This window comes from Curtobacterium luteum (assembly GCF_001475545.1).
GTDB classification, from domain to species: domain Bacteria; phylum Actinomycetota; class Actinomycetes; order Actinomycetales; family Microbacteriaceae; genus Curtobacterium; species Curtobacterium luteum_A.
In genome coordinates this window covers 15,913-42,388 of record NZ_LDQC01000027.1, presented here as the reverse complement: position 1 = coordinate 42,388, position 26,476 = coordinate 15,913, and the positions used below count along the sequence as shown (strand labels likewise).

The window sequence follows — 26,476 nt, the reverse complement described above, 5'->3', positions numbered from 1 at the left end:
ACCACCGTGTCCATCGCGACCACGATCGAGCTCATCTCCAACGGCGGGGCCGCCGGCAGCACGTGCACGCCGGACCTCGCGATGCCCACGTGGGACTTCGACTCCCGGCCCGGCTACGGCCCGGGCTCGTCCATGTCCGACGTCATCCCGACCGGGGCTCCTCGGCAGGGCGGCATCCCCGACGAGTACAAGACCGCGAGCGACGAGGAACTGCACGAGCGCATCGAGCGCGCGAAGGCCACCCTCGGGGACCGGGTCGTGGTCCTCGGGCACTTCTACCAGCGGGACGAGGTCGTCCGGCACGCGGACTTCCTCGGCGACTCGTTCCAGCTCGCCAACGCCGCCCTGACGAAGCCCGACGCCGAGGCCATCGTGTTCTGCGGCGTCCACTTCATGGCGGAGACGGCGGACATCCTCGCGCGCGACGACCAGCGGGTCATCCTGCCGAACCTCGCCGCCGGCTGCTCGATGGCCGACATGGCGGACATCGACAGTGTCGAGCAGGCCTGGGCCGAGCTCACGGCGGTGTACGGCACCGAGCTGGACGCCGACGGTCGCGTGCCGGTCATCCCCGTCACCTACATGAACTCCGCGGCGGACCTCAAGGCGTTCTGCGGACGGAACGGCGGCATCGTGTGCACGAGCTCCAACGCCGCGACCGTCCTGGAGTGGGCGTTCGAGCGTGGGCAGCGCGTCCTGTTCTTCCCTGACCAGCACCTCGGCCGCAACACGGCGAAGGCGATGGGCATCAGCACGGACCTCATGCCGATGTGGAACCCGCGGAAGGCCCTCGGCGGCAACGACGTCGAGACGCTGCTCGACGCACGGGTGGTCCTCTGGCACGGGTTCTGCTCGGTGCACCGGCGCTTCACGGTCGACCAGATCGAGCAGGCGCGCCGTGAGCACCCCGGCGTGCAGGTCATCGTCCACCCGGAGTGCCCGATGGCGGTCGTCGACGCGGCGGACCACGCGGGCAGCACCGACCTGATCCGGAAGACCGTGGCGGCCGCGACCGAGCCGACGACCTTCGCGATCGGCACCGAGATCAACATGGTGAACCGGCTCGCGGCGGAGTACCCGCAGCACACGATCTTCTGCCTCGACCCGGTGGTCTGCCCGTGCTCGACGATGTACCGGATCCACCCCGGCTACCTGGCCTGGGTGCTCGAGGCACTCGTCCGCGGTGAGGTCCTCAACGAGATCGTCGTGCCCGCCGACGTGCAGGCCGACGCGAAGGTCGCCCTCGAGCGCATGCTCGCGGCCAGGCCCCGCGGCTGACGCCCGGGCCGCAGGGACGGGAGGAGCACACCGTGCACGTCGTCATCGTGGGGTCCGGGATCGCCGGGCTCACCGCCGCGATCCGCGCGAGCAGCCGCCACGACGTCACCCTCGTGACGAAGGGCACGCTGACCGACGGCGCCACCCGGTACGCCCAGGGCGGGGTCGCCGTGGCGCTCGGCGCGGACGACTCCGCCGCCCTGCACCAGGCGGACACGCACGTCGCCGCCGCCGGCAGCGCCGACGCCCGCGCCGTCGAGGTGCTCTGCACCGACGGACCCGCCCGTGTCCGCGACCTGCTCGCGCTCGGCGTGCCGTTCGACCGCACCACCGACCGCGCGAGCCTCGACCGCCACGGCGACGACCTCGCCCGCGGACGCGAGGCCGCACACGGCCGCTGGCGGGTCGTCCACGCCGACGGTGACGCGACCGGTGCGGCGATCGAGCGGACCCTGGCGGACGCCCTGCACCGCCGCCACGTCACGATCCTCGAGCGCACCTGCCTCGTCGACCTCGTGGTCCGGGAAGGCGCGGTCGTCGGCCTCGACGTCCTGGACCTCCTCGGCGAACCGCGACGGCTCGACGCCGACGCGGTCGTCCTCGCGTCGGGCGGCGCGGGACACCTCTACCGCGAGACCACGAACCCGCTCGTCGCGACCGGGGACGGCCAGGCCGCGGCGTGGCGCGCGGGAGCCGTCCTGGCCGACGTCGAGTTCGTCCAGTTCCACCCGACCCGCCTGGCCGTGCCGGACGGCGGGCTCGTGTCCGAGGCCGTCCGCGGCGAGGGTGCCGTGCTCCGCGACGCCCGCGGTGACCGCTTCATGACCCGTCTCCACCCGGACGCCGAACTCGCCCCGCGTGACGTCGTCGCCCGGGGCATCGCCGCCGTCGTCCGCGACCAGGGCGGCGCACCGGTGCTCCTCGACGCCACCGGCCTCGACCCGGACTTCCTCGTCCGACGGTTCCCCGGCCTCACCCGCGCCACGCGCGCCGCCGGGCTCGACTGGACCCGCGAGGGCGTCCCCGTCGCCCCCGCAGCCCACTACGCCATGGGCGGCATCGCCACCGACGCGGAAGGACGCACGAGCCTTCCCGGACTGCTCGCGGTCGGCGAGGTCGCCTGCACCGGGGTCCACGGCGCGAACCGGCTCGCCTCGAACTCGCTGCTGGAGGGCCTCGTCTTCGCGGTCCGCGCCGCGGACGCGCTCGGCGCACCGCGACCCGGCCGGGTCCGCCTGCGCGGCGACGCGACGCTGGACGTCGTGACCGTCACCGACGCGGCGGACGAGACCCGTGCCTCCCGGCAGGACCGGACGGGAGGCCCGGATCACCGCACCGGCGCTGCGGACGTCCGTCAGGCGGTGCAGACCGTCATGACGGACCGTGTCGGGCTCCTCCGCGACGCGACCGGGCTCGCGAGCGCCCGCCGCGACCTCGACCACCTCGCCGTGGCGTCGCCCACCGGCGTCCGCGAGCACGAGGACCGCGCCCTCCTCGACCTCGCCCGGCTGACCGCCCGCGCCGCCGAGGCCCGCACCGAGTCCCGCGGCGCGCACGCCCGGACCGACCACCCCGACACCGATCCCCGAGCCGCACGACCGAACGGCTGGGTCCTCCGACCCGCGGCCGTCCCGCAGGAGGTACCCGCATGACCGACACCACCGCCGTCCCCGACCGAGCCGCCGTCCTCGATCCGGGCACGATCCCGCACCACGCGCTCCGCCGCGTGATCGACACCGCGCTCGAGGAGGACGCCCCGTGGGGCGACGTCACCAGCGAGGCCTTCATCCCGCTCGCCGCCACGGCGACCGCCACCCTCTCGGCGCGCGAACCAGGCGTGCTGAGCGGCGGCGGCGTCTTCGTCGCCGTCATGCACGCGGTGGACCCGTCGATCGTGGCCGAGGTGCACGTGACCGACGGCACCCGGTTCGTCGCCGGGGACGCCCTCGTGACGGTGTCGGGACCGGCGCGCTCGGTGCTCCGTGCGGAGCGGGTCGCCCTCAACCTCGTGCAGCGGATGTCCGGCGTCGCCACGCTCACCGCTGCGTACGTGGCGGCCGTCGCGGGCACCTCGGCGCGCATCGTCGACACCCGGAAGACCACCCCGGGGCTCCGCGCCCTCGAGCGGTACGCGGTCCGGTGCGGCGGTGGACGGAACCACCGGACCTCGCTGTCGGACGCCGTGATGGCGAAGGACAACCACCTCGCGGTGCTCCTGGCGAGCGGCATCGAGATCGGGGACGCGGTGCGGGCCGCCCGACAGCGGCTCGGGCACACGGTGCACCTCGAGGTCGAGGTGGACCGCGTCGACCAGGTCGAACCGGTCGTCGCGGCCGGTGTCGACACGATCATGCTCGACAACTTCGGCCCGGACGAGCTCGTCGAGGGCGTCGCGGTGGTCGCCGGCCGCGCGCTGGTCGAGGCCTCGGGCGGGGTGAACCTCGACACCGTCGCCGCGATCGCCGCCACCGGGGTCGACGTCATCTCGGTGGGGGCGCTCACGCACTCGGCACGCGCACTCGACCTCGGGCTCGACGTCGCCGTCTCGGCCTGACGTGTTCTACCTGGACCGCGCTGCCACGACGCCCGTCCGCCGCGAGGTGCTCGAGGCGATGTGGCCGTACCTGACCGGCACGTTCGGCAACCCCTCGTCGACCCACGGCGTGGGGGACGCCGCCGCCCGGGGCCTCGCCGACGCCCGGTCGGCGGCGGCCCGTGTCCTCGGCTGCCGGCCGGCCGAGGTCGTCTTCACGACCGGCGGCACCGAGGGGGCGAACACGGCCGTCAAGGGCATCGCACTCGCGGCGCCCCGCGGCCGGCACGTCGTCACGAGCGCGATCGAGCACGAGGCGGTGCTCGAGAGCTGCCGCTACCTGGAGCGCCACCACGGCTTCGAGGTGACCGTGCTGCCGGTGGACCGCGACGGCGTCGTGCACGCGGACGTGCTCGCGGACGCACTCCGTCCGGACACCACGCTCGTCTCGATCGCGCACGCGTCGAACGAGGTCGGTACCGTCCAGGACATCCGAGCGCTCGCCGCGGTGGCGCACGGCGTGGGCGCCCGGTTCCACACCGACGCCGTGCAGTCCGCGCCGTGGCTGCCGGTCGGGCCGGGGGACACCGGAGCCGACGCGGTCTCCCTCTCCGGTCACAAGTTCGGCGCGCCGAAGGGGTCCGGCGTCCTCGTCGTGCGTGCCGGGACACCGCTCGAGCCGCTCCTGCACGGCGGCGGGCAGGAACGCGGACGACGCTCCGGGACGGAGGACGTCGCCGGCGCGGTCGCGGTGGCCACCGCGCTGGCGCTCCACGCGGAGGAGCGGTCGGAGGCCGCGGCCCGGGCGACCGCGACACGGGACGCCGTGCTGGACGGGGTGCTCGCGGCCGTGCCGGGGGCGATCGTGACCGGATCGCGGACGTCGCGGCTCCCGGGGCACGCGTCGTTCTGCTTCCCGGGGGTGCACGGGGAGACGGTGTTGCTCGAGCTCGAGCAGCGGGACGTCGTGTCGTCGTCGGGGAGCGCGTGTGCGGCGGGCAGCACGGAAGCGTCGCACGTCCTCACGGCGCTCGGGCTCGACGAGGACACGGCCCGGTCGGCGGTGCGGCTGACCTTCGACGGGTCCCTCGCGTCGTCGGACGTACCGGTCGTCGTCGGTGCCGTGCGGGACGCGGTCGCCGCGGTGCGCGCACTGGCCTGAGCCGACCGCCACGGCGGCTCGGGCGGGGTGTACTAGACGTTCTACTCCATGAGTGGGGTCGTGTCCCCCCTTTTGCGGACCGACGAAGTGCGTCAGGCTGTCCGCATGGCAAACGCGATCACGACTCGGGTCCGGCGGGAGGACCGCTTCCGGGCAGTCCAGCTCCTCCCCGCACCTGCGACCGTGCTCGCGCTCGTCGTGGCCGCCCAGCACGACCTCGGCGCCGGACCCCTCGCGGTCGTCGCCGTCGTCGGTGCCCTCGCGACCGTCGGGAGCGCCCTGCTCCCGATGATCCGGCCGGCGGTCGACCGAGCAGCCGTGACCACCCCTGAGCACCGGTCGATGCCTGCACCGACCGAATCGGACCGGTACCGAGAGGACACCGAACACCCCCTCTGAAGTACGGCTCCACCGGACCAGCACCGCCGGACCCGTCCCCCTGTGGGTCGGTGGTGCACCCAGCCGGACGCGACCCCCTGATCTGCGTCCGGCGCGGGGCACGACATCCCCCTGTCGTCGTGCCCCGCCGCACACCGCGACCCGCCGTGGGCGTGGCGTCGACCCTGCGACGCCGTCCCCCTGACGCCCACGGCGGGCCCGGTGTCGTCAGTCGCGCACGGGTGCCGCGACCGTGCCCGGCCAGACGTAGGCCAGGTCGTCGGGGTCGTCCGGGAACACCGGCCGGTAGAACTCCGGTGCCTTGTGCAGCAGCTTCGACCGGTGCGAGCGGTGCAGCGCCTCGTCCTCGTTCCACGGCGGCACCGCGAAGTCACCCGAGGCGTAGGCCTCGAGGTCCTCGGGGACGAGTGCCAGGTCCGCCACGGTCTTGTCGCGGCAGGTGTCGGGGTGTCCGCGTTCGACCCACACCGCGCACGTCGCGTCCTGGTAGGCCATGAGCGCCGGCCGGTAGCCGCGCCACATCGCCGTCACCGGGTGGTTCTGCCAGCCGTAGCCCGGAAGCGTCAGCGCCCGCATCACCTGCAGGGTCTCGACGCGCTGCTTGCCGAGCCGACGGTCGTCGAGCACCTCGGCCGAGGCGCGGAAGTCGGCGTACGGCAGGAACGTCTGCATCGACCGGACGCTACCCGTCGCGCGCTGGCAGGGCTCCCCGACACATGCCGTCACACGCGCACCGCGGAGGAGCGGTGCGTGTGAGCATCTTGGACATGAGCGCAGCACTCGTCGTCGGCGTCAGCGGCAGCCCGTCGGACCCGTCACGGACCTCGACCCTGGTCGCGGCCACGGTCGCGCGCCTCGGGCAGGAGTTCGAGGACGCCCGGACCGAGACCGTGGAGATCGGGCCGCTCCTCGCGGACCTCGGTGCGGCGGGCTCACGGGAGGCGATGGCCCCCGAGACGATCCGTGCCCTCGAACTCGTCGAGTCGGCCGACGTCCTCGTCGCCGGCAGCCCCGCGTTCCGGGCTGCGTACTCCGGCGCCTTCAAGCTCTTCTTCGACTGGGTCGGGCAGTACGACCTCGTCGACACCCCGGTGCTCCTGACCGCCACGGGCGGCAGTGACCGGCACGCCCTGCTCGTCGAGCACCAGATGCGCCCGCTGTTCGGCTTCTTCCAGTCGACGACCCTGCCGCTCGGCGTGTTCGGCAACGAGCGCGACTTCACCAAGCGCGAGGGCGGCTACGACATCGCGAGCGTCGACCTCGAGCTGCGCATCGACCAGGCAGTCCGGCGCGCGCTGCCGATCATCCGCGGAGGCCTCGCCACCGCGGGCATCGCGGACGTGCGCCGCCCCGCCGAGTTCTAGCGGCCCGCGCCGCGCCGCACCGAGTCTCGGCTCCGCGGACACGTTCGTGGCGCCGCAGCCGCGGAAGTGTCCGCCAGGCCGAGTCTCGGGCAGCGCCCGCCGGAGCGGCCGCTGTCGGCGCCCGCCGCGGGCGTGCCGGACGCGACCAGCAGGCGGACGGGAGGCGCGGGGCGGGCCCGCACCGTGCCTCCAGGCCGTCAGTCGGTCGGGTCCGCGACCAGGGACGCGACGTGCGCGACGGCCAGCCGGTACCCGTCGGCGCCCGCGCCGGCGATGACCGCCGTCGCCGCGGTCGCGACGTGGTCGACGTGCCGGAACGGTTCGCGCTTCCACGTGTTCGACAGGTGCACCTCGACGACCGGGACGGTGAGGGCCTCGACCGCGTCGTGCAGCGCGACCGATGTGTGCGCGTAGGCAGCGGGGTTGATCACCACGCCGACGAAGTCGTCGAGCGCCTCGTGCAGCCACTCGACGAGCTCGCCCTCGCGGTTCGTCTGTCGGAAGTCGGCCTCGAGCTCGTGGACCGCCGCCTCGGTGTGCACGATGGCCTCGATCTCAGCGAGCGTCGTCGTGCCGTACTGCGCCGGGTCTCGACGGCCGAGGATGTCGAGGTTCGGGCCGTTGAGCACGAGGATGCGCGGTGCGGTCATGCGCCGAGCCTACCGACGGGCCGCGGCCACAGGATCGAGCGGGCATGCCGAGGTGATGCATGCCTCGGCTATGTGAACGGTCACAAATCGGTGTAGCGTCTCCGTCCGGGCCGGAGGAGTTGTCGGCTGCAACACATCGACGTGGAGTGTGAATGGTTCTCGCGGCAGCGAACAGCGGGATCCGGCTCGACTTGGGCTGGGTCGACTACTTGATGATCATCGTGTACTTCGCGGTGGTGATCGGCATCGGGTTCACCGCCCGGCGGCAGGTCCGCACGAGCATGGACTTCTTCCTGTCCGGACGGTCGATGCCGGCCTGGATCACGGGCCTCGCGTTCGTGTCCGCGAACCTCGGCGCGACCGAGATCCTGGGCATGGCGGCGAACGGTGCCCAGATCGGCATGGCGACCCTGCACTACTACCTCATCGGCGCGGTGCCGGCGATGGTGTTCCTCGGCCTCGTGATGATGCCGTTCTACTACGGCTCGAAGGTCCGGAGCGTCCCGGAGTTCATGCTCCGCCGCTTCGGCAAGGCCCCGCACCTGGTGAACTCGATCGCCTTCGCGGTGTCGAACGTCCTCATCGCCGGCATCAACCTCTACGCGATGGCGATCGTCATCGAGGCGATGCTCGGCTGGCCGGAGTGGCTCGCGATCCTCGTCTCCGCCGCCTTCGTCCTCGCGTACATCACGCTCGGCGGCCTCTCCAGCGCGATCTACAACGAGGTCATGCAGTTCTTCGTGATCATCGCCGGTCTCGTGCCGCTGACGATCGTCGGCCTCCACCGCGTCGGCGGGTGGGGCGGCCTGACCGAGGCGATCAAGCAGACGCAGGGCGTGCAGCACCTCCAGGCGTGGGCGGGCACCGGCACCGGCGACGTCACCAACCCGATCGGTGCGAACTGGCTCGCGATCGTGCTCGGCCTCGGCTTCGTGCTCTCGTTCGGCTACTGGACGACGAACTTCACCGAGGTCCAGCGCGCCTTCTCGGCGAAGAACATGTCGGCCGCGCGCCGCACCCCGCTGATCGCCGCGATCCCGAAGCTCTTCATCCCGTTCATCGTCGTGATCCCCGGCCTCATCGCCGCGGCCGTCGTCGGCAACCAGTTCGCCTCGGGTGCGCTCACCTACAACGACGCGATCCCGAAGCTCATCCAGATGTACCTGCCGACCGGTGTGCTCGGCATCGCCGTCACGGGTCTGCTCGCCTCGTTCATGGCGGGCATGGCCGCGAACGTCTCGTCGTTCAACACCGTCTTCACGTACGACATCTGGCAGCGCTACATCAAGCCGAACATGCCCGACCTGCACTATCTGAAGACCGGGCGCTGGGTCACGGTCATCGGCGTCCTCGTCGGCATCGGCACCGCGTTCCTCGCCGCGCAGGCCGGCAACATCATGACCTACATGCAGACGCTGTTCTCGTTCTTCAACGCACCGCTGTTCGGCGTGTTCATCCTCGGGCTCCTCTGGAAGCGGATGACCACCGCCGGGGCACTGTGGGGCTACATCCTCGGCATCATCGCGCCGACGATCACCTGGATCGCCTACCTGGTGAACCCGGACCTGTTCGCCACCGCGACCGCCGAGACGCTCTACGGCGCGATCATCTCCTTCGTCACGGTGCTCGTCGTCGCCGTGGCCGTGTCGCTCGCCACGAAGCCAAAGGACGTGTCGGAGCTCGGCGGGCTCGTCTACGGCGTCGGCAAGATCGACATGACCGCCGGGGCCGTCGCGACCGACACCGCCTGGTACCGCTCGCCGGCCCTCCTCGGGACCGTCGCGCTCGTGCTGTGCGTCGCCCTCTACCTCCCGTTCCTCTGATCCGCTCGAAGGAGATCGCTCATGCGTGACGACACCACCACGATGACCGAGGAGCAGCAGGCCCTCGTCCGTTCCACCCGCCGACTCGACCTGCGCCGCATCCTCGGAGGCCTCTTCGTGGTCTACGGCGTGATCACGACGATCGTCGGGATCGTCAACTACGGCACCGACCCGGAGAAGACCGGCGGCATCCACATCAACCTGTGGGTCGGGCTCTCCCTGCTCGTCGGCGGGCTGCTGTTCTTCCTCTGGGACCGGCTGAACCCGGTGCCCGCTGCGGACATCATCGGCCAAGCCGAGGCCGAGGAGCACCAGAAGGCGGCCGGCGAGGGTCGCGAACTCGCCTGACACAGCGCACCGGCTCGACGGCCGTCCGCTCCGGCGGGCGGCCGTCGGTCGTCGGGACTGCGGCCTGGAGGCACCGGGGCCTCCGCCCCGCCGCTCACGCGGGCGTCAGGGTCGCGTAGCGTTGACAGTCGGGCGGGTGCGGTCTTAGTATTGATATGTCGATCGAGTGCTCTCGGTCGGAAGTGGTCCCCGGATTACCTGCAGCGAGCGCGGGGCCCGGGGATCAGCGCTTTCCGCCCCGCTTCTTCACGCGACGGTGATCTCGGTCACGTCGAGGTGCTCATCCCTCAGTGTTCCGCGTGAGCCGCACGCGATGTCCGCGAGAGCCAGCAGGGGTTCGCCATCGCCGCGAGCGTGATCCCACACGATCGATCGGCCGACCCCGTGCGTTCGGAACGCATCGAGCACTCTGCGATCGGCGCGGTCGAGTGCCGGTCCGCGAGACTCGATCGTCACGTGGCGGACCGCTCGCGACTCCAGCTCGAACACCAGGCGCTCGAGGCAGCGTCGGCGACGACGTTCCGCACGAGCAGGCGAGCCGTCGTACCGGACGATGATCGTCGCCACCGCGAGCCTCAGGAGACCACGCCAGGTGTGGCGTTGCACCTCGATCGCCTCGTACCAGTGCAACTTCTTCATGCGTGCCGGCCGGAGTCGCTCGACGGCACTTCGGAGGGCGTCACGCTCGGAGTCGTCCACGATCACCGCGGCCAGGATGTACGTGCAGTGGTCGAGTCCGCCACCAGGCTCTGATTCGTCGCAGTACGCGCGGTGCATGATGGCAGCATATTGCGTATCACGAACGTTCTGCGTTCAGACCGTACTTGCCGCGGGACGAAGTCTGCGAGAGGTTCTGGGGGAGCGAAGGAGCCCTCATGCCCACGATGGTGTTCATCAACCTGCCGGTCGCCGACCTCGACCGGTCGAAGTCCTTCTACGAGGCCCTCGGCTACACGATCGACCCCGACTTCACCGACGAGACCGCCGCGTGCGCCGTGGTGAGCGACACCGTGTACGTGATGCTCCTCACCCACGCGAAGTTCGCCGAGTTCACCGACAAGGCCATCGCCGGGCCGGACACGATCGAGGTGATCAACTCCCTCAGCGCCGACTCGAAGGACGACGTGCACCGGGTCGTCGACGCCGCGGTCATGGCCGGAGGACACGAGGACCGTCCCGAGATGGACCTCGGCTCCATGTACCAGCGGAGCTTCACCGATCCCGACGGTCACCGCTGGGAGCACGTCTGGATGGACCAGACCGTGATGCAGGACGGCCCGACGGGCGAGTAGCAGTGTGCGCGCACAGCGGTGTCGGGGGCGGGCGACAGGATGGGAGCGTGAGCACTGAACCGCCCGAGATCCAGCCGTCCCTCGTCGTCGGAGCGGACGGGCTCGCGCGGCCGGTGTGGGCGTCCACCGACGAGCTGCTGCGCGGCTACTACGACACCGAGTGGGGGATGCCCGTCCGTGACGAGCGGGGGGTGTTCGAGCGCCTGTCGCTCGAGGCGTTCCAGTCCGGGCTGTCCTGGCGGACGATCCTCGCGAAGCGTCCGGCGTTCCGCAGCGCGTTCGCGGACTTCGACCCCGACACCGTCGCCGGGTTCGGGGAGGACGCCGTCACGCGGCTCATGGCCGACGCGGGCATCGTCCGGAACCGGGCGAAGATCCTCGCGACGATCACGAACGCGAACGCGACGATCGCCCTGCGTCAGGACGGTGGACTGGCCGACTTCGTGTGGTCCTTCCGGCCGGAGCGGACGCCCGAGCCCGTCACGTTCGCCGACGTCCCCACGAAGTCCGACGAGTCCGTGGCGCTCTCGAAGGCGCTCCGGAAGCGCGGGTTCGCCTTCGTCGGGCCGACCACGATGTACGCACTGATGGAGGCGATCGGCATCGTCGACACGCACCTGCTCGGCAGTCACCGGCGCGGGAGCTCGGGCATCTGGAGCTGAGCGGTCCCCGGAGCACGGGCGGGGCTACGGTCGGGGCATGACCTCGGAACCGGACCCTGCCCCGAACCGACCTCGGACGGTCCCGGTGCACCCGATCGGCGCCGAGTACGTCGAGGTGCCGGTCGACACCGCGGCGCCCGAACCGGAGACGACCGGCGACGCGCGTCCCGAGCACGACCCGGCCGAGGTCCGGATCGCGTTCCTGCTCTTCCCCGACCTGACGCAGCTCGACCTCACCGGACCGGCTCAGGTCCTCGCACGGGTGCCCGGCGCGGCGGTCGAGTACGTCGCGGCGACCCTCGACCCGGTGCCGAGCGACTGCGGTCTGGCGCTCGTGCCGACCGCGACGTTCGCGACCGCGCAGGCGGCGGACGTCCTCGTCGTCCCCGGTGGTGAGGGCGCCTTCGACGCGATGCTCGACCCGGACGTCGTGGCGTTCGTCCGTCGCACGACGGAGCACGCCACGTGGGTGACGTCGGTGTGCACCGGCGCGTTCGTGCTCGGCGCGGCCGGACTGCTCGCCGGGAAGCGTGCGACGACCCACTGGGCCTCGAAGCCGATGCTCGCCGCGTTCGGCGCGGACCCGGTGGAGCAGCGCATCGTCGACGACGGCGCGGTCGTCACCGCGGCCGGGGTGAGCGCGGGCATCGACATGGCCCTGTGGCTCGCGGGCGAGCTCGCCGGACGGCCGGCGGCTGAGCGTATCCAGCTGCAGATCGAGTACGACCCGCAGCCGCCGTTCGACGCCGGGTCGGCGGTGCGGGCGGACGCCCGACTCGTCACCGAGGCACGCGCCGCGGCCGAGGCGGCACGGGGCGACCGTGTCGCGCGTGCGGCGGCAGCGGTGATCCCCTGACGCAGGGGTGCGTCCCTACCGGTTGCCCTTCGAGCCGCGCTTCGGCTTGCCCTTCATGCCGCGCTGCACCTTGCCGCGTCCGGCCTTGCCACCGCCGGTCTTCCCGCTGGTGCCCTTCGTGGCGCCGCGCTTGGCCGTGGTGCGGCTGTTCGCCGCCGTCGCCTTGCCACCGCGGGAGCCGGAACCCGATGACGAGCCCGAGCCGGCTGTAGACGGGCGCGAGCCGGTCCCGTCGGCGCGATCCGTGCCTCCCGGCTGGTCCTGACCGCCTCGGGAACTGTTCGCGGTCCGACCGCGCACCACGCCGATGAACTCCTCCGTGCTCTCGGAGGCGTCCTCCGTGCGCCAGGCGAGCAGGATCCGGGTGCCCGGTGCGCCCGCCAGCGTCCGGGCGACGAGGTCCTTCCGACTGGCCGCACGGAACAGCGACTGCGGCAGGACCGCGACGCCGACGTTCGCCTCGACGAGGTCCAGCGTCGCGTCGACGTCGGCGGGCACGGGGCCGGCGTCGACCACGTGGACGTCGGTCGTCGTCAGGTCGACCTCGGCGCGGTCGGCGAGCGAGGAGTCCTTCGGCATCGCGACGACCGCGGTCTCGGTCCACAGCGGGATCGCGTTGTGGACCTCGGCGACGGGTTCGCGGGCGAAGACCATGTCGGCCTCCCCGGCGAGCGTCTCGTCGACCTCGTCCGCTCCGATCGGGCGCAGTCGGAGCTCGACGTCGGGGAAGCGCTCGCGCCAGACGCGGGCCCACTTCGCGGGGGAGACCCCCGGTACGAAGGCGATGGTGAGGGCCTCGGTCATGCAACCGAGCATAGGGGCCGTACCCTGGTGTGCATGGCGCAGGAACAGACCATGAAGCCCGAGACGGCCGCGAAGAAGCTCGGCATCCTGCTGTCGGCCGCCCCGGAGTCCTTCCGCGGTGCGCCGATCAGCAGGACCGCGTTCGACGAACTCCGGACCGAGCCGCCGGCGTGGCTCGAGGACCTCCGTCGCGACGGCCCGCACCCGCGACCCGTCGTCGCGCAGAAGCTCGGCGTGTCGATCTCCGGGCTCGCACGGGCCGGTGTCGACGAGCCGCTGACCACGGCCGAGATCAAGACGCTGCTGCAGGAGATGCCCGAATGGCTCGTGCAGGAGCGCGCGACCCAGGCTGCGGTGCACGCCGAGAACGCCCGGGTGAAGCAGGAGCGTGCCGCGAAGGCCGCCCGCTCCGAGGACTGAGCCCCGCCGACCACCGATGACCGCCGTGCACGAGACCGTCGCCGACGCGATGCTCGTCGTCCCGCAGTTCGCGTCGGTGTGCTGCATCGTCGGTGACCGCTACCGGCCGCGCATCGGTGTGATCGTCCCGGCGACGGTGATGCTCGTCGCGATGCTGCTGCCGGTCGTGCACGCGGGAGCGGTGTGGACGCTCCTCGCGGCGACCGTCCTCCTGCTGCTCGCGCCGCTCCCGGTGGTTCGACGCCGTCGGCAGGACGGGCGACGCGCCGAACCGATGGACGTGCACCGCGCGCTCTCGGCGGTGGTGATGGCCGGGATGCTCCTGATGGGCCATGCGACCGGTGCCGTCGACGGGCACGCTGGTCACGGCATCGCGCTCACCGCGGTCCTCGGCGCCGGCGTGATCGGCTACTGCGCGTTCAGCGGGTGGCTCCTGCGGTACGAGTGGGCGCGGGAGGACCGTCGGGCGGTCCGGAGCGGCGAGGTCTTCGCGATGACGGTCGCCGTGGTCGGCATGACCCTCGCGATGTAGCGGTCAGTCGCGCGCTGCCTCGTCGGACGTGCGCGCGACGCGGTCCTTCGCGGCACGGAGGGTGTCCTTCGGCACCGGCGGGACACCGCGGCGGATGCCGCGGACCCCGACGGTCGCGAGGACGCCCGTGACGACCGCGAACACGACGAGCGTGATCCCCGTCGCCGCCCAGACCGGGAGCGCGAGGGCGAGGAGCGCCACCACGAAGCCCGCGAGCAGGACGAGGGTCGTCAGGGCGAACGCGACCGCCGCCCCCGTGAGCACCAGGCCCGTCCTCGCGCCCTTCGCACGGGCACTGACCTCACGGCGGGCGGCTGCGACCTCCTCCCGGACGGCGCGCAGGAGCGGCTCGAGGGCCTTCTGCACGAGCCCGGCGGTGACGGAGTCGCGGAAGGACGGCTTGGCGGTGTCCTGGTCATCTGGTCCGGTGGTGCTCACGGGACTCCTGTTCGTCGGCGCAGCGGGGGTGACCCGCCAGGCTACGCGTCGGTCTCGCGCGCAGTGCCGTCGGCGCGCAGACGGGCCAGCGTCGCGAGGATCGTGTCGTCGCCACCCGGGGCGGTAGCGTCGTGGCATGTCCGAACGCGCCGCCCGCCGTCCCGACCCCACCCCGCGGTTCGACGAGGTCGACGAGCGCATCCTCTGGACCCTCGCGGAGGACGCCCGCATCCCGAACAACCGCCTCGCCGCCGCGGTCGGCATCGCCCCGTCGACGTGCCTCGCACGGGTCCGCGCCCTGGAGGACGCCGGGGTCATCCGCGGGTACCGGGCCGACGTCGACGTCGCGCGGCTCGGGTTCTCGATCGAGGCGATGGTGTCGGTCCGGGTCCACGCCGCCGCGCGGCACGAGCTCCGGGACTTCGCGAAGCGGCTGCTGCGGGTGCCCGTCGTGCAGGACGTGTCGTTCCTCGCGGGCGACAAGGACTTCCTCGTGCACATCGCGTGCACGTCCACCGAGCAGCTCCGGGACTTCGTGGCCGACGAGCTCAGCGGTGACCCGTCGGTCGCGACGACCCAGACGAACATCGTGTTCGAGCGGCTCGTCGCCGACCGGACGCACCAGGGCCGGTCGTTCGACGAGCTCCGCCGGTGGCGTGCGGAGCGCTCTAGCGGGTGAGGGTCATCGGGATGTGCGGGATGCGGTCCTCGGAGTACGGGGTACCGGAGCGCACGAAGCCGAACCGGCCGTAGTAGTCCTCGAGGTGCTCCTGGGCACCGAGGTGGATCCGGGCGGCACGGGCCTCGCCGATCGCTGCCTCGATGAGCCGTCCCGCGAGCCCCTGTCCGCGGGCGTGCCGTGCGGTGGCCACGCGGCCGATGCGCTCGCTGCCGTCCGGTTCGCGCAGCAGCCGCACCGTCGCGTCCACCGATCCGCGTCCCGCCCAGAACTGCACCGTCCCCGGCTCGAGGTCGCGACCGTCGATGTCGTCGTACGCGGCGCCCTGCTCGACCACGAAGACGTCCTGCCGCAGCCGGAGGATCTCGTGCAGCGTCACGGGATCGAGGTTGCGGGTCGGGGCGCTGAAGATCGGGACCAATTCCGGCCTTTCCTGACGTTCCCCCACGAAAAGGGATGCGAACTCGGGCGAACGGGCGTACCGTACCGGCCAACCACTCTACGTGCGCAGCCAGGATCAGGAGGTGAGCGCATGGACCAGGCGATGCGTGCACCCCTGAGCACGTTGGTCCGGTACGCCCTGTTGGGCATCGGGCTCGCTGCTGCCCTCGTGCTGCTCACGCTCGTCCTCGGTGTGCGGTCCGCTTCGGCGTCGACCGCTGCCCCGACGTCCAGCACGTCCTCCGCGGACCGCGCGGGTCTCCTCGGCTCGACCGTGCAGGGGGTCACGCGTGGCGTCGGATCCGTGGTCGGTGAGGTCGTCGACCCCGTCCGCACCGCCGTCGCGACGAAGCCCGCGGCGCCCGCGGCGCCCGCGCCGAAGCCCGCGGCGCCGCAGCCCGTTCCGGCTCCCGCAGCGCAGCCGGCTCCCGCGGCCCAGCCCGCTCCGGTTCCCGCGGCCCAGCCCGCTCCGGCTCCCGCGGCCCAGCCCGCTCCGGCTCCCGCGGCCCAGCCCGCTCCGGGGCGACCTGCCGCGCAACCGGCCCGACCGGCACCCGCGAAGCCCGAGACCGCACCGACCACGACCTCCGACACGGCTCCCGCACCGACGGCGACGTCTGACTCCGCGACGGAGGCGACCACTGCCTCCCGGCCGCTCACCGGCACACTCGCGACAGCACTGCGCCCCGTCGCCGGGGTCGTGCAGGACGCCACCGACGCGCGCCCCGTGACGGGGCTCGTCGATGCCCTCGACCGCGTCGTCGGCGGGCTGCCGGTCGTCGGACCGATCGTCGGTGACGAGGCCCTCGGGACCGTCACCGCGCCCGTCACCGGCCTCGTCGACGACACGCTCGGAGGCGTCGGCGGCACGGTCGGGACGCTCCCCGGCGTCGTCGACGGAACCGTCCCGCTCCTGCCGGGCGGCGTGCTGCCGCCGGTCGACGGTGTGCTCCCGTCCGACCCGACCCTGCCTGGAGGCGCGACTCCCGTCACCGGGACCGTCCTGGCTCCGGTGGGCAGCGGCTCCGAGCACCCCGCGGTCGCGTCCGCGACGGCTCCTTCCCGCGCGGACACGGCCGCGCCGGCCGATGCCGCGGGATCGACCACGTCACCGGCCGCGGCGGTTCGGGTCCCCGCGTTCGGTGGCGCGTCCTCCGACGCTCCCTCGACTTCCTCCGTGGTCGTCGACGGGCGTGGACTCCTCGTGCCGGAGGGCGGTGCCCCCGTGCACCTGCCGGTCGACGGCCCCGCCGCCCCCGGGACCTCCGGCAGCGCCGGCGGAGGGTCCTCGGCCAGCGCCCCCGTCGGCACCGCTGTCGGTTCCGGCCCCTGGTTCTCCCTCGCCGCGGGGTCACGCGGTTCCCTCGCCGACGACGTGGTCCCCACGTCGCTCGTCGGCGACCACGACGTCGCCCCTGACTGAGATCGGTGCGCCTGTCCGTCACGGCAGGCACGCACACATCCCCGACCGTGACAGCGGTCGGGAACCGATCTCGATCAGGAGTGAACGACCATGAACAAGTACGTCTCGAGAGGGCTCTGGTTCGCCCTCTTCGTCGGCGGCCTGACCCTCGGGGGAGCCGCGGCAGCGAACGCCGCGACCACCTCCGGAGCGGACGGAGCCGTCTCGGGCACCCAGGTCGCCCCGTCCGTCGACGCCCCGGTGTCCGTCACCGGCAACGCGCTCGGCGTCCTCGGCGACGCGGTGTCCACGGCGACCGGGTCCGGCGCCACCTCGGCACCGGCACCCGCACCGTCTCCCGCCCCTGCGCCCGTCACGTCGGGGGCGGACGGCACCGCTTCGGGTACGCAGGTCGTGCCGGACGTCAGCGTCCCGGTGACGGTCTCCGGGAACGCGGTCGGTGTCGCGGGTGACGCCGCGTCGACCACCGCTCCGCCGGCACCGGCACCGGCACCGGCACCCTCGACTCCGACCACTGCGGCCCCGGCCGCCACGGCGCCGAGCACCTCGGGCGCCGACGGCACCGCTTCCGGAACCCAGGTCGCCGGCGACGTGTCCGTGCCGGTGTCGGTGACGGACAACGCGATCGCCGTCGCGGGCGACGCAGTGAGCGGGTCCGCACCGTCCGCGGAGCCGACCCCGGTGCCGGCTCCGTCGGGGTCCGCCGCGGCGGCACCGACCACCTCAGGGTCGGACGGCACCGCGTCCGGCACACAGGTCGCCCCCGTCGTGTCCGTGCCGGTGACGGTCTCGGGCAACGGGATCGGCGTCCTCGGCGACGGCGCGGCCTCCGGCCCGACGTCCACGGCTCCGACCGGATCGTCCTCGGGCGGATCCGCGGCGACCACGTCCGGTTCCGACGGACTGCTCTCCGGCACCCAGGTCGGCGGTCTCGTCTCGGTCCCGGTGACGGTCGGCGGGAACGGGATCGGTGTCGTCGGTGACGGCACCAGCTCGGGCTCGACGTCCGGCACGACGACGGGTTCGACCGGTTCGACGCCGTCGGCCGGTGGGACGACGGACGGTTCGGGCGGCATCGGTTCGGGGACGCAGGTCACCCCGGTGATCAGTGTCCCGGTGACGGTCGGCGGGAACGGGATCGGTGTCGTCGGTGACGGCACCAGCTCGGGATCGACGTCCGGTACGACGACGGGTTCGACCGGTTCGACGCCGTCGGCCGGTGGGACGACGGACGGTTCGGGCGGCATCGGTTCGGGGACGCAGGTCACCCCGGTGATCAGTGTCCCGGTGACGGTCGGCGGGAACGGGATCGGTGTCGTCGGTGACGGCACCAGCTCGGGCTCGACGTCCGGTACGACGACGGGTTCGACCGGTTCGACGCCGTCGGCCGGTGGGACGACGGACGGTTCGGACGGCATCGGTTCGGGGACGCAGGTCACCCCGGTGATCAGTGTCCCGGTGACGGTCGGCGGGAACGGGATCGGTGTCGTCGGTGACGGCACCAGCTCGGGCTCGACGACGGGTTCGACCGGTTCGACGCCGTCGGCCGGTGGGACGACGGACGGTTCGGACGGCATCGGTTCGGGGACGCAGGTCACCCCGGTGATCAGCCTCCCGATCACCATCGGCGGGAACGGCATCGGCATCATCGGTGACGGCACCAGCACGACGCCGGGCACCGACCCGGGGACCGGCACGGACCCGGGCGACGGCACGGACCCCGGGACGGGCACCGATCCGGGTGACGGCACGGACCCGGGTGAGGGCACCGACCCGGGGACCGGGACGACGCCGGGCACCGGCACCACCCCCGGAGCCGGCACCGGAACGGGCACCGGCGTGGCGCCCGTGACGGCGACGGTCCCCGTGACCGCAGCCGTCGTGGCCGACGCGAGCCGTGCCTCCCGGCCGGCCACCGTCACCCCGGCGCTCACCACCGCGGACACCGCGGCCGCGAGCACGGCGACCGGGAGCACCGCGAGCGGTCTGGCGTACACCGGCGCATCGTCCCCGGCCCTGCCGCTGACCGCAGCGCTGCTCCTGCTCCTCGCCGGAGCCGGGGTACTCACGCTCCGTCGTCGGTACTGACGGCACGGGCGACCCACGGAGGTCGCGCCGGGACCATCTCGGTCGAGGTGGTCCCGGCGCACCGTCCTGCTGTGAGCCGACCGAACGTCACCTGGAGGGCGGTGATGCCCATCCTGTGAGCAGTGGAAGCGGCTCGGCGGCTGGTCGGCAGCCCGCCGGGGCCACGATTGGCACGTGCTCCACGAACTGCTGCGTCTCAAGATCACGGACAGCGACGTCCTCGTCCCGGTGGACGTCATCGCCGGCCTCCTCGTGCTCTGGGCGCTCGTCGTCCGACCGTGGTCGCTCCCGCGGTTCCTCGTCCGGATCGCGGCGATGGGCCTCGGAGCCGTCGTCGGGCTCGGCCTCGTGTGGTGGTTCGGCGACGTGCAGGACGCCTTCGGCGTTGCGTTCACGCCCATCACCCGGATGTGGGTGGCCTTCGCGGTCGCCGCCGTCGCACTCCTCGTGACCGTCGCCGTGCAGGGGGGATGGGGACGTCGGGCGATCGCGCTCACGGCGGCCGGAGCGGTCGTCCTCGCGGCCGGACTGGGCGTCAACGTCGACTTCGGGTTCTACAAGGACATCCAGCAGGCGCTCGTCACGAACCCCTACCCGTACAAGGACCTGCCGGTGCTCGCGACGGGGCCGACGTCCCGGCCCGCCCTCGACCCGTCGGGGTGGCACGCTCCCGCTGGCATGCCGGCGAAGGGCGAGGCGATCAGTGTCCGGATCCCGGCGACGGTGTCGCACTTCCACGCGCGGAAGGCCGTCGTCTGGCTGCCACCGGCCGCACGGACCGCACACCCGCCGACCCTGCCCGTGATCGTCGCGCTCTCGGGACAGCCGGGCGAGCCGTCGGACCTCTTCCAGACCGGCGACATGGGGCGCTTCCTCGACCGCTACGCTGCTGCCCACGACGGGCTCGCCCCGATCGTGGTGTCGCCGGACCAGCTCGGCGCGCCGAACCGCAACCCGATGTGCGTCGACTCCCGGCGCCTCGGACGGAGCGAGACCTACGTGATGACCGACACCGTCGACTGGATCCGGAAGCACCTCCCGGTGGCCGCCGCCCCGTCGGGGTGGGCCGTCGCCGGCTTCTCCGAGGGGGCGACCTGCGCGATGCAGTTCTCCTCGGAGTTCCCGGACGTGTTCGGCTCGGCGCTCGCCATCTCGAGTGAGCCCGCACCGTTGACCGGGAGCGCCGCGAACAGCATCACGGTGGCGTTCGACGGCTCCGCCGCGAAGTACCGGGCCGCCGCGCCCGCAGCACTGATGGCGGCACACGGGCACTACGTCGACCACCTCACGGTGTTCGGCGTCGGCCAGGACGACGCGCCGTACCGGAGGTCGACGGCGATGCTCGACGCTGCTGCCCGGAGGGTGGGCATCGCGACCGAGGTCATCGTCTCGCCCGGCTCGGCGCACGACTGGAACACCGTGCGGTACGTCCTCGCCCACGGACTCCCGACGGTGATCGCCCACCTCGGCCTCCCCGCGAGCGGTGCCCTGTGAGTCCGCAGACCCGAGCGTGGCCGCGGCGCGTGCAGCAGACGCTGCGGCGGTACCCGGTCACCGCGACGCTCGCCCTCATCGTCCTCGTCACCTCCGTCACCGCCGTCGCGCTCCGCGTGCAGCACGGGACCCAACCCGCGTCGTTCGGTCCGCTCCGGGTCTTCGCCGCGTCGACGGGCCTGCTCGCGATCCTCGTGACGATCGCCGGGGTCGTCGTCCTCATCGGTGCGTCCGAACGCCTGATGGGTCCGTGGCGGACGATCGTCGCCTTCGTCGTCACGACCGTCGTCGGCACCGGCGTCGGTGCCCTCACCGCGTTCGTCGACAGCGACGGTCGCGACGTCGGGCACCTCCTGCTCGGCCGCGCCACGGCGTTCGACCCCTGGACCGCGATCGTCGGCACCATCGTCACCGCGAGCGCGTTCGCGGGAACCCTCTGGCGTCGCCGCATCCGCGCGAACGCCCTCGCCGTGGTCGCCGCACTGCTCCTGTACGCCGGGCACGTCTCCGACCTGTACGCGGTGCTCGCCGCCGCGGCCGGCTGGGTACTCGGTGAACTGCTCCGTCGGACGCCGAAGCGCACCGGGTGGCTCCGCAGCTCCCACCGGGAGATCCGCGTGCTGCTCGGCACGGTCGTCCTCGTCTCGGCGGTCGGCCCCGTCATCGCGCTCGTCTCCCGGGCCCGCGTCGGGCTGCTCGCACCGCTCGCCGCGGTCGTCGGTGCCGGGCCCGTCAGCCCGGTGCGGGGCTGCCGGACGGACGGCGCCGCGGGGGAGTGCCTCCGCGGGCTGCTCTCGTTCCGCGCGACGGATCCGTGGACGCTCGTCCTCGCGGTGGCGCCGCTGCTGGTCCTGCTCGTCGGCGGCCTCGGACTCTTCCGCGGCAGCCGTTTCGCGGTGTGGCTCGTCGTCGTGGTCGACGTGGTCACCGGGGTGGCCGCTGCCGTCACCTACGGGCTCGTGCCGGGGCGGGTCACGGCGCTGCACGGCCTCGAGGACCAGTTCGTCGTGGACGTGTCGATCGCCGCGTCGATCGTCGTGCCGCTCGCGACCGCGGTGGTGCTCGTCCTGCTCCGCCGCTCCTTCACCGTGCTGCCCTCCCGGCGGCGGACCGTCGCGTTCGTGGTGACCGTGGGCATCGCGGCACTCGTGCTCGTCACGGTGGTCCTCGTGGTGGCCGCATCGTCGCCGGCCCGGGTGGAGGACCCCGTCCGGCTCGCGCTCGCCGCTCTCGGGCCGCTCGCACCGGTGTCGTTCTGGGACCGCCTGCCGTCACTCGATCCGGCACTCCGCCTCGTCGTGGGCCTGAGCGGGCCGGTGCTCTGGGTCGTCGTCGCGCTCGCCGCGGTCCGGCCGACCGGTGCGGTCGAACCGGACACCGACGCGGACGGCTCGCGTGCCGCCCGCGAACGGGCACGCGCGCTGCTGCTCGCCGGCGGGGGCGACACGTTCGGCTGGATGACGACATGGCTCGGCAACCAGTACTGGTTCGCCGCCGACGGTCGCGCGGGCGTCGCCTTCCGGCGCAACGGTGCGGTCGCGGTGACGGTCGGCGGTCCGTTCGGCTGGCCCGACGCGCGGGAGCGCGCGATGACGGACTTCGCGCGGTACTGCGACGACAACGGCTGGACCGCCGCGTTCTACGGCGTCGAGGCCGACGTGGCGGAGCACCTCACCCGGCAGGGCTGGGGCACGCTGCCGGTCGCCGAGGACGCCGACTTCGACCCTCGCACCTGGACGACGACCGGCAAGAAGAAGCAGGACGTCCGCACCGCGGTGAACAAGGCGCGACGCGAGGGCATCACCGCTACCTGGTCGTCCTGGCAGGACCTCCATGCGTCGACCGTCCGCCAGATCGAGGCGATCTCGGAGGAGTGGGTCGCGGAACGGGAGCTCCCCGAGATGGGGTTCACCCTCGGCGGCGTCGACGAGATGCGGGACCCGGCCGTCCGGACACTCGTCGCGCAGGACGCGGAGGGCACGGTGCTCGCCGTGACCAGCTGGCTCCCGAGCCACCGTGACGGCCGGGTCGTCGGGTGGACGCTCGACGTGATGCGGCGGACCGAACACGCGCCGAACGGGGTGATGGAGTTCCTCGTCGCGAGCGCTGCGGAGCAGATGCGGGACGCCGGCGTGGAGCGGCTCAGCCTGTCCGCCGCGCCGCTCGCGCAGGTCTCGGACCCGGAGGCGCCGACGGACGGGGTCCAGAACCTCCTCGAGCTCGTCGGTGGGGTGCTCGAGCCCGTGTACGGCTTCCGCTCGCTGCTGCGCTTCAAGCAGAAGTTCGGCCCCGACCTGCACCCGCTCGTCCTCGCCTACCCCGACCCCGTCGCGTTGCCGGCCATCGGCATCGCGGTCGTGCGGGCGTACCTGCCCGACCTGTCGTTCCGGCAGGCGGTCGCCTTCGCGCGCGGGCGCCGCTGACCGACGCGACCGGGAGCGGCCTGGAGGCGCGTGGCGGCCCCGCTCCGCGCCTCCAGGCCGTGTCACGTCACGGGGCGCAACCGGCGCAACCTGACCGTCATGTGTGTGGGGTATCGTTCCGGGTACGCAAGCGCTCCGGGGTCGGTGCAAGTCCGAACCGGTGGTGACAGTCCACGAACTGATGACGGGTGCGAACCCGGCAGAGGTTGACCTGGTGGGATTCCAGGACCGACGGTGAGAGTCCGGATGGGAGGAAGCGCTGGCGGGCAGGTCGACCGCGTCGGCCCGTCCGCCCGTGTCGACGACCGTCGGCCACACCCGGAGTCCCGTTGAGAGGACACCAGTGTTCACCGGCATCATCGAGGAACTCGGCACCGTCACCGCCGTCGAGCAGCACGGCGACTCGGTCGCGCTCACCGTCCGCGGCCCGCTCGTCGTCGCGGACGCGTCGCACGGCGACTCCATCGCCACGTCCGGCGTCTGCCTGACCGTCGTCGAGCAGACCCCCGACACCTTCACCGCCTTCGTCATGAAGCAGACGCTCGACATGAGTGCGCACGGAGCGCTCGTCGTCGGCGACCGCCTCAACCTCGAGCGCGCCGCGTCGGTGGGGGACCGCCTCGGCGGACACATCGTGCAGGGGCACGTGGACGGCACGGCGACCGTGCTCGAGACCTCGGACGGTGACGGCTGGCGGCGCGTACGGTTCTCCCTCGCGCCCGAGCTGAGCCCGCTCGTCGTCGACAAGGGATCGATCGCGCTCGACGGCGTCTCCCTCACGGTGAGCAGTGTCTCGTCGGAGGACACCGCCCCGGACGCCGCGTGGTTCGAGGTCAGTCTCATCCCGGAGACGCTCGAGGCCACGACCCTCGGGCTCCGGGTGCCCGGAGACCGGGTGAACGTCGAGACCGACGTCCTCGCCCGGCACGTCCGGCGGATGCTCCGGCTCGACGCCGCGGCGACCGCTGCCGGGCAGGCCGGTGCTGCCGACCCCGTCCTGGAGGCGCGGTGATGGTCACGCACGTCGCACCCGTCGCCGCAACCGGTCCCGGCGAGCACCGCGTCCCCGGACTGTCGAGCATCGACGATGCCGTCGCCGCGATCGCCGCCGGCCGTCCGGTCATCGTCGCGGACGACGAGCACCGGGAGAACGAGGGCGACGTCATCCTCGCCGCCGAGCTCGCGAGCCCGGAGTGGATCGCGTGGACCGTGGCGCACTCGTCCGGGTTCGTCTGCGCGCCGGTCTCCGCCGAGATCGCCGACGCGCTCGACCTCCCGCCGATGGTGGCGCACAACGAAGACCCGCGCGGCACCGCCTACACGGTGACGGTCGACGCGGCGTCCGGCATCACGACCGGGATCAGCGCGCACGACCGCGCCCGGACCCTGCGGGTGCTCGCCGACCCGGCGTCCGTCCGCTCCGACCTGCACCGTCCCGGCCACGTGGTGCCGCTCCGTGCCCGCCCCGGCGGCGTCCGCGAGCGCGCCGGCCACACCGAGGCGGCCATCGAACTCGTGACCGCCGCGGGCCTCCGCCCGGCGGCGGCGATCTGCGAGATCGTCGACGAGGACGGCAGCATGATGCGGCTGCCGCGGCTCGTCGAACTCGGGGCGCGCGAGGGCGTGCCCGTAATCACCATCGCCGCGCTCGTCGAGTGGCTGGACGCGGCCGACCGGGCGGGGAAGTCGCCCACGGAAGGAACGACACGATGAGCGGAGCGGGAGCTGCGGAGCGCGGTCACGTCGACGGCACCGGGGTGCGGGTCGCGATCGTCGCCGGGCAGTGGCACGACGTGATCGCGGCGGGCCTCCTCGCGGGGGCGCAGCGCGAGGTCGAACGGCTCGGCGCGTCCGCGACCGTCATCCCCGTGCCCGGGAGCTTCGAGCTGCCGGTGGTGGCGAAGTCGGCGCTCGAGTCCGGGTTCGACGCGGCGGTCGCGCTCGGCGTCATCATCCGCGGCGGCACCCCGCACTTCGAGTACGTGTCGGACGCGGCGACGAGCGGCCTGACCCGGGTCGCGATCGAGACCGGGAAGCCGGTGGGCTTCGGCGTCCTGACCCTCGACGACGAACAGCAGGGCATCGACCGCGCGGGACTGCCCGGGTCGAAGGAGGACAAGGGCGCCGAAGCTGCGCACGCGGCGATCGCGACCGCGGTCACGCTCCGGTCGCTGCGCGTCCCCGCCTGACCGCCGCCTGACGGGCGGCGCGCGCCCCGCGACGCCGCACGATCAAGGACATCCCGAACCGCGTATCGACGCTGTTCGGGGTGTCCTTGGTTGTGCGCCAGCCGTCGTGGCGCGCGGAGCGAGCTGGCTGGCGCCTCGGTCGGGCGGAAGCACAGTCGGCGGGCCCGCCAGCGGAAGGGAGCCGAGTGGCGGATCCGAGCCGTGCCTCCCGGCCGTGCGCACAGCGGAAACGACGACGGCCCCGCACCGGAGGGTGCGAGGCCGAACGTGGTGTGCGGTGGTGGCTACCGCTTGCCGAACACGTGGATCGGCAGGAAGAACGAGATGCACATGAGGATCAGGCCGCCCATGAAGACGAACGCCTGACCCGACGCGACCTGGAACGCGAAACCGAACAGGTACATCGACACCAGCAGCAGCAGGATCGAGAAAACAGCGGCGATGACGCGGCCCACGGTGGTACCTCCGGAATCAGCGGGTGATGCAGTCGCCAGTCTATCCCCAGGAGCGCGGGTGCTGGTTCACGCCGCGGGCTTGGTCGCGATCAGGCGGTCGACGACGGCGAGCAGGGCCTCCATGTCGACGACCCCACGCGTGGGTCGGACGTCCGTCGTGGCACCGAGGGAGGCCTGGTGGTAGAGCCCGTCGCCGAGCAGCTTGACGGCCTGCGCCGTCGGCTCGTCGCCGAGCTCGTCGACGAGCGTCTCGAGCCACGCGTTCTCGGTGTCGTCGAGGGTCCGGCCGGCTTCCTCGTACCCGGCCTGCTGCAGGCGACTGGCCGCGAGGAGGGCGAGGTCGAGCTCGCTGCCGACCCACTGGCAGTTGCGCACGAAGTAGCGTGCGACGCCGTCCTCGGCCTCGCGCATCCGCTCGACGTCGATGTGCGACAGGTCGGAGAGTCGCTCGCAGAGCCCCTCGACGAGAGCGGCCTTCGAGCCGAAGTGGTACAGGAGCCCGCCCTTCGAGACGCCGGCGCGTGCGGCGACGGCGTCGAGGGTCGCCGGACGCTCGCCTTCCTCGCACACGATGGCGACGAAGCTGTCCAGGACACGATCGCGGGCGCTTGCCATGCCGGAAGTCTGCCATGCGCGGGCGGGCGGGAGCGCGCACGGCGCGGAGGGTGGCCCGGCGTCGGGCCTGCGCGGCGTACGGGTGCGGGGCGCACGGGCAGCGCGCAG

28 protein-coding genes, 1 pseudogene and 1 riboswitch are annotated in these 26,476 nt (G+C 72.9%); of the genes and pseudogenes, 21 read left to right on the top strand and 8 right to left on the bottom strand.

All coding sequences use genetic code 11. The features are described from left to right. Positions 1-6 precede the first annotated feature (6 nt). From nadA to NS184_RS05225, 5 genes are all read left to right on the top strand, one after another. Positions 7-1,278 carry a quinolinate synthase NadA gene (nadA, locus tag NS184_RS05245; protein ID WP_058725081.1) on the top strand — a complete coding sequence of 424 codons (1,272 nt, stop codon included), beginning with the start codon at positions 7-9 and terminating at the stop codon, positions 1,276-1,278. Between the two features lie 32 nt (positions 1,279-1,310). After that, a complete protein-coding gene (gene nadB, locus NS184_RS05240; RefSeq protein WP_058725080.1) occupies positions 1,311-2,930 on the top strand; it encodes an L-aspartate oxidase in 1,620 nt (539 codons plus the stop codon). Next, positions 2,927-3,832, top strand: a complete 906-nt coding sequence (nadC, locus tag NS184_RS05235; RefSeq protein ID WP_083513474.1) for a carboxylating nicotinate-nucleotide diphosphorylase — start codon at positions 2,927-2,929, stop codon at positions 3,830-3,832. Before nadB ends, nadC begins: the two co-directional genes overlap by 4 nt. Position 3,833: 1 nt before the next feature. After that, positions 3,834-4,973: a cysteine desulfurase family protein gene (locus tag NS184_RS05230; protein ID WP_058725079.1), complete on the top strand. Its 1,140-nt coding sequence runs from the start codon at positions 3,834-3,836 to the stop codon at positions 4,971-4,973. Positions 4,974-5,078: 105 nt separating this feature from the next. Then, a complete protein-coding gene (locus tag NS184_RS05225) occupies positions 5,079-5,372 on the top strand; it encodes a hypothetical protein (RefSeq protein ID WP_058725078.1) in 294 nt (97 codons plus the stop codon). A 207-nt stretch (positions 5,373-5,579) separates the two neighbouring features. On the opposite strand, the gene NS184_RS05220 is transcribed toward NS184_RS05225, so the two are convergent. Continuing rightward, complete coding sequence (locus NS184_RS05220) at positions 5,580-6,044, bottom strand: MSMEG_6728 family protein (RefSeq protein ID WP_058725077.1); 465 nt, start codon at positions 6,042-6,044, stop codon at positions 5,580-5,582. Between the two features lie 95 nt (positions 6,045-6,139). On the opposite strand from NS184_RS05220, the gene NS184_RS05215 reads away from it, so the two are divergent. After that, positions 6,140-6,736, top strand: coding sequence for an NAD(P)H-dependent oxidoreductase (locus NS184_RS05215; protein ID WP_058725102.1), 597 nt, complete (start codon positions 6,140-6,142; stop codon positions 6,734-6,736). A gap of 197 nt (positions 6,737-6,933) precedes the next feature. Here the strand turns inward: NS184_RS05215 and aroQ are convergent, their stop codons facing one another. After that, on the bottom strand, positions 6,934-7,386 hold the full coding sequence (aroQ, locus tag NS184_RS05210) for a type II 3-dehydroquinate dehydratase (RefSeq protein WP_022903679.1): 453 nt from the start codon (positions 7,384-7,386) through the stop codon (positions 6,934-6,936). A gap of 152 nt (positions 7,387-7,538) precedes the next feature. Between aroQ and NS184_RS05205 the strand changes: the two genes are divergently transcribed. Continuing rightward, positions 7,539-9,209: a sodium:solute symporter family protein gene (locus NS184_RS05205; RefSeq protein WP_058725076.1), complete on the top strand. Its 1,671-nt coding sequence runs from the start codon at positions 7,539-7,541 to the stop codon at positions 9,207-9,209. Positions 9,210-9,230: 21 nt separating this feature from the next. Continuing rightward, positions 9,231-9,557 (top strand): hypothetical protein, encoded by a 327-nt coding sequence (locus tag NS184_RS05200; protein ID WP_083513473.1) that lies wholly within the window; start codon positions 9,231-9,233, stop codon positions 9,555-9,557. 246 nt (positions 9,558-9,803) lie between these two features. On the opposite strand, the gene NS184_RS05195 is transcribed toward NS184_RS05200, so the two are convergent. Further along, positions 9,804-10,334 (bottom strand): hypothetical protein, encoded by a 531-nt coding sequence (locus NS184_RS05195; RefSeq protein WP_058725075.1) that lies wholly within the window; start codon positions 10,332-10,334, stop codon positions 9,804-9,806. A 98-nt stretch (positions 10,335-10,432) separates the two neighbouring features. Between NS184_RS05195 and NS184_RS05190 the strand changes: the two genes are divergently transcribed. Genes NS184_RS05190 through NS184_RS05180 form a run of 3 tightly spaced genes read left to right on the top strand, consistent with a single transcriptional unit; the run spans position 10,433 to position 12,367 of the window. After that, positions 10,433-10,849, top strand: a complete 417-nt coding sequence (locus NS184_RS05190) for a VOC family protein (protein ID WP_058725074.1) — start codon at positions 10,433-10,435, stop codon at positions 10,847-10,849. A gap of 47 nt (positions 10,850-10,896) precedes the next feature. After that, positions 10,897-11,511 carry a DNA-3-methyladenine glycosylase I gene (locus NS184_RS05185; RefSeq protein ID WP_058725073.1) on the top strand — a complete coding sequence of 205 codons (615 nt, stop codon included), beginning with the start codon at positions 10,897-10,899 and terminating at the stop codon, positions 11,509-11,511. Positions 11,512-11,548: 37 nt separating this feature from the next. Further along, complete coding sequence (locus tag NS184_RS05180; RefSeq protein ID WP_083513472.1) at positions 11,549-12,367, top strand: DJ-1/PfpI family protein; 819 nt, start codon at positions 11,549-11,551, stop codon at positions 12,365-12,367. A 15-nt stretch (positions 12,368-12,382) separates the two neighbouring features. On the opposite strand, the gene NS184_RS05175 is transcribed toward NS184_RS05180, so the two are convergent. After that, positions 12,383-13,171, bottom strand: coding sequence for a LysR family transcriptional regulator substrate-binding protein (locus tag NS184_RS05175; protein ID WP_058725072.1), 789 nt, complete (start codon positions 13,169-13,171; stop codon positions 12,383-12,385). A 33-nt stretch (positions 13,172-13,204) separates the two neighbouring features. Between NS184_RS05175 and NS184_RS05170 the strand changes: the two genes are divergently transcribed. Both NS184_RS05170 and NS184_RS05165 read left to right on the top strand, forming a co-directional pair. Then, on the top strand, positions 13,205-13,591 hold the full coding sequence (locus NS184_RS05170; RefSeq protein WP_058725071.1) for a DUF5997 family protein: 387 nt from the start codon (positions 13,205-13,207) through the stop codon (positions 13,589-13,591). A 25-nt stretch (positions 13,592-13,616) separates the two neighbouring features. After that, the gene (locus tag NS184_RS05165) at positions 13,617-14,123 is read left to right on the top strand and encodes a hypothetical protein (RefSeq protein WP_193750398.1); all 507 of its coding nucleotides are present in this window, start codon (positions 13,617-13,619) and stop codon (positions 14,121-14,123) included. Positions 14,124-14,126: 3 nt separating this feature from the next. Here the strand turns inward: NS184_RS05165 and NS184_RS05160 are convergent, their stop codons facing one another. Beyond that, positions 14,127-14,561: a phage holin family protein gene (locus tag NS184_RS05160; protein ID WP_058725069.1), complete on the bottom strand. Its 435-nt coding sequence runs from the start codon at positions 14,559-14,561 to the stop codon at positions 14,127-14,129. A 136-nt stretch (positions 14,562-14,697) separates the two neighbouring features. Between NS184_RS05160 and NS184_RS05155 the strand changes: the two genes are divergently transcribed. Then, on the top strand, positions 14,698-15,240 hold the full coding sequence (locus NS184_RS05155) for an Lrp/AsnC family transcriptional regulator (RefSeq protein ID WP_058725068.1): 543 nt from the start codon (positions 14,698-14,700) through the stop codon (positions 15,238-15,240). Here the strand turns inward: NS184_RS05155 and NS184_RS05150 are convergent. Beyond that, the gene (locus NS184_RS05150; protein ID WP_058725067.1) at positions 15,230-15,661 is read right to left on the bottom strand and encodes a GNAT family N-acetyltransferase; all 432 of its coding nucleotides are present in this window, start codon (positions 15,659-15,661) and stop codon (positions 15,230-15,232) included. The two genes, NS184_RS05155 and NS184_RS05150, sit on opposite strands and share 11 nt — an antisense overlap. 111 nt (positions 15,662-15,772) lie before the next feature. Between NS184_RS05150 and NS184_RS18225 the strand changes: the two genes are divergently transcribed. The 7 genes and pseudogenes from NS184_RS18225 (at position 15,773) to ribH (ending at position 25,298) form a co-directional block, all read left to right on the top strand. After that, the gene (locus NS184_RS18225) at positions 15,773-17,104 is read left to right on the top strand and encodes a hypothetical protein (protein WP_058725066.1); all 1,332 of its coding nucleotides are present in this window, start codon (positions 15,773-15,775) and stop codon (positions 17,102-17,104) included. 90 nt (positions 17,105-17,194) lie between these two features. After that, a complete protein-coding gene (locus NS184_RS05140; protein WP_058725065.1) occupies positions 17,195-19,192 on the top strand; it encodes a hypothetical protein in 1,998 nt (665 codons plus the stop codon). A 174-nt stretch (positions 19,193-19,366) separates the two neighbouring features. Then, complete coding sequence (locus NS184_RS05135; RefSeq protein ID WP_058725064.1) at positions 19,367-20,686, top strand: alpha/beta hydrolase; 1,320 nt, start codon at positions 19,367-19,369, stop codon at positions 20,684-20,686. Continuing rightward, positions 20,683-23,109 carry a bifunctional lysylphosphatidylglycerol flippase/synthetase MprF gene (locus NS184_RS05130; protein WP_152998068.1) on the top strand — a complete coding sequence of 809 codons (2,427 nt, stop codon included), beginning with the start codon at positions 20,683-20,685 and terminating at the stop codon, positions 23,107-23,109. The genes NS184_RS05135 and NS184_RS05130 overlap by 4 nt, the downstream gene beginning before the upstream one ends. A 128-nt stretch (positions 23,110-23,237) precedes the next feature. Then, positions 23,238-23,371, top strand: a riboswitch (FMN riboswitch). An 81-nt stretch (positions 23,372-23,452) separates the two neighbouring features. Further along, positions 23,453-24,121 (top strand): riboflavin synthase, encoded by a 669-nt coding sequence (locus tag NS184_RS05125; RefSeq protein ID WP_058725062.1) that lies wholly within the window; start codon positions 23,453-23,455, stop codon positions 24,119-24,121. Beyond that, positions 24,121-24,783: pseudogene (gene ribB / locus NS184_RS05120) on the top strand (3,4-dihydroxy-2-butanone-4-phosphate synthase); the annotation flags it as partial. The gene NS184_RS05125 and the pseudogene ribB, both read left to right, overlap by 1 nt. 35 nt (positions 24,784-24,818) lie before the next feature. Further along, positions 24,819-25,298, top strand: coding sequence for a 6,7-dimethyl-8-ribityllumazine synthase (gene ribH / locus NS184_RS05115; protein WP_058725061.1), 480 nt, complete (start codon positions 24,819-24,821; stop codon positions 25,296-25,298). 284 nt (positions 25,299-25,582) lie between these two features. On the opposite strand, the gene NS184_RS18220 is transcribed toward ribH, so the two are convergent. Both NS184_RS18220 and NS184_RS05110 read right to left on the bottom strand, forming a co-directional pair. Next, positions 25,583-25,753, bottom strand: a complete 171-nt coding sequence (locus tag NS184_RS18220) for a hypothetical protein (RefSeq protein WP_175329491.1) — start codon at positions 25,751-25,753, stop codon at positions 25,583-25,585. 66 nt (positions 25,754-25,819) lie between these two features. Beyond that, positions 25,820-26,368: a TetR/AcrR family transcriptional regulator gene (locus NS184_RS05110; RefSeq protein WP_058725060.1), complete on the bottom strand. Its 549-nt coding sequence runs from the start codon at positions 26,366-26,368 to the stop codon at positions 25,820-25,822. Positions 26,369-26,476: the final 108 nt, after the last annotated feature.

Coding starts and splice junctions, on each gene's coding strand:
- NS184_RS05225 (WP_058725078.1), top strand. CDS start 5,079: ATGGCAAACGCGATCACGACTCGGGTCCGGCGGGAGGACCGCTTCCGG.
- NS184_RS05215 (WP_058725102.1), top strand. CDS start 6,140: ATGAGCGCAGCACTCGTCGTCGGCGTCAGCGGCAGCCCGTCGGACCCG.
- NS184_RS18225 (WP_058725066.1), top strand. CDS start 15,773: ATGGACCAGGCGATGCGTGCACCCCTGAGCACGTTGGTCCGGTACGCC.
- NS184_RS05110 (WP_058725060.1), bottom strand. CDS start 26,368: ATGGCAAGCGCCCGCGATCGTGTCCTGGACAGCTTCGTCGCCATCGTG.
- NS184_RS05175 (WP_058725072.1), bottom strand. CDS start 13,171: ATGACCGAGGCCCTCACCATCGCCTTCGTACCGGGGGTCTCCCCCGCG.
- NS184_RS05200 (WP_083513473.1), top strand. CDS start 9,231: ATGCGTGACGACACCACCACGATGACCGAGGAGCAGCAGGCCCTCGTC.
- nadC (WP_083513474.1), top strand. CDS start 2,927: ATGACCGACACCACCGCCGTCCCCGACCGAGCCGCCGTCCTCGATCCG.
- NS184_RS05195 (WP_058725075.1), bottom strand. CDS start 10,334: ATGCACCGCGCGTACTGCGACGAATCAGAGCCTGGTGGCGGACTCGAC.
- aroQ (WP_022903679.1), bottom strand. CDS start 7,386: ATGACCGCACCGCGCATCCTCGTGCTCAACGGCCCGAACCTCGACATC.
- NS184_RS05140 (WP_058725065.1), top strand. CDS start 17,195: ATGAACAAGTACGTCTCGAGAGGGCTCTGGTTCGCCCTCTTCGTCGGC.
- NS184_RS05170 (WP_058725071.1), top strand. CDS start 13,205: ATGGCGCAGGAACAGACCATGAAGCCCGAGACGGCCGCGAAGAAGCTC.
- NS184_RS05180 (WP_083513472.1), top strand. CDS start 11,549: ATGACCTCGGAACCGGACCCTGCCCCGAACCGACCTCGGACGGTCCCG.
- NS184_RS05220 (WP_058725077.1), bottom strand. CDS start 6,044: ATGCAGACGTTCCTGCCGTACGCCGACTTCCGCGCCTCGGCCGAGGTG.
- NS184_RS05155 (WP_058725068.1), top strand. CDS start 14,698: ATGTCCGAACGCGCCGCCCGCCGTCCCGACCCCACCCCGCGGTTCGAC.
- NS184_RS05205 (WP_058725076.1), top strand. CDS start 7,539: ATGGTTCTCGCGGCAGCGAACAGCGGGATCCGGCTCGACTTGGGCTGG.
- ribH (WP_058725061.1), top strand. CDS start 24,819: ATGAGCGGAGCGGGAGCTGCGGAGCGCGGTCACGTCGACGGCACCGGG.
- NS184_RS05190 (WP_058725074.1), top strand. CDS start 10,433: ATGCCCACGATGGTGTTCATCAACCTGCCGGTCGCCGACCTCGACCGG.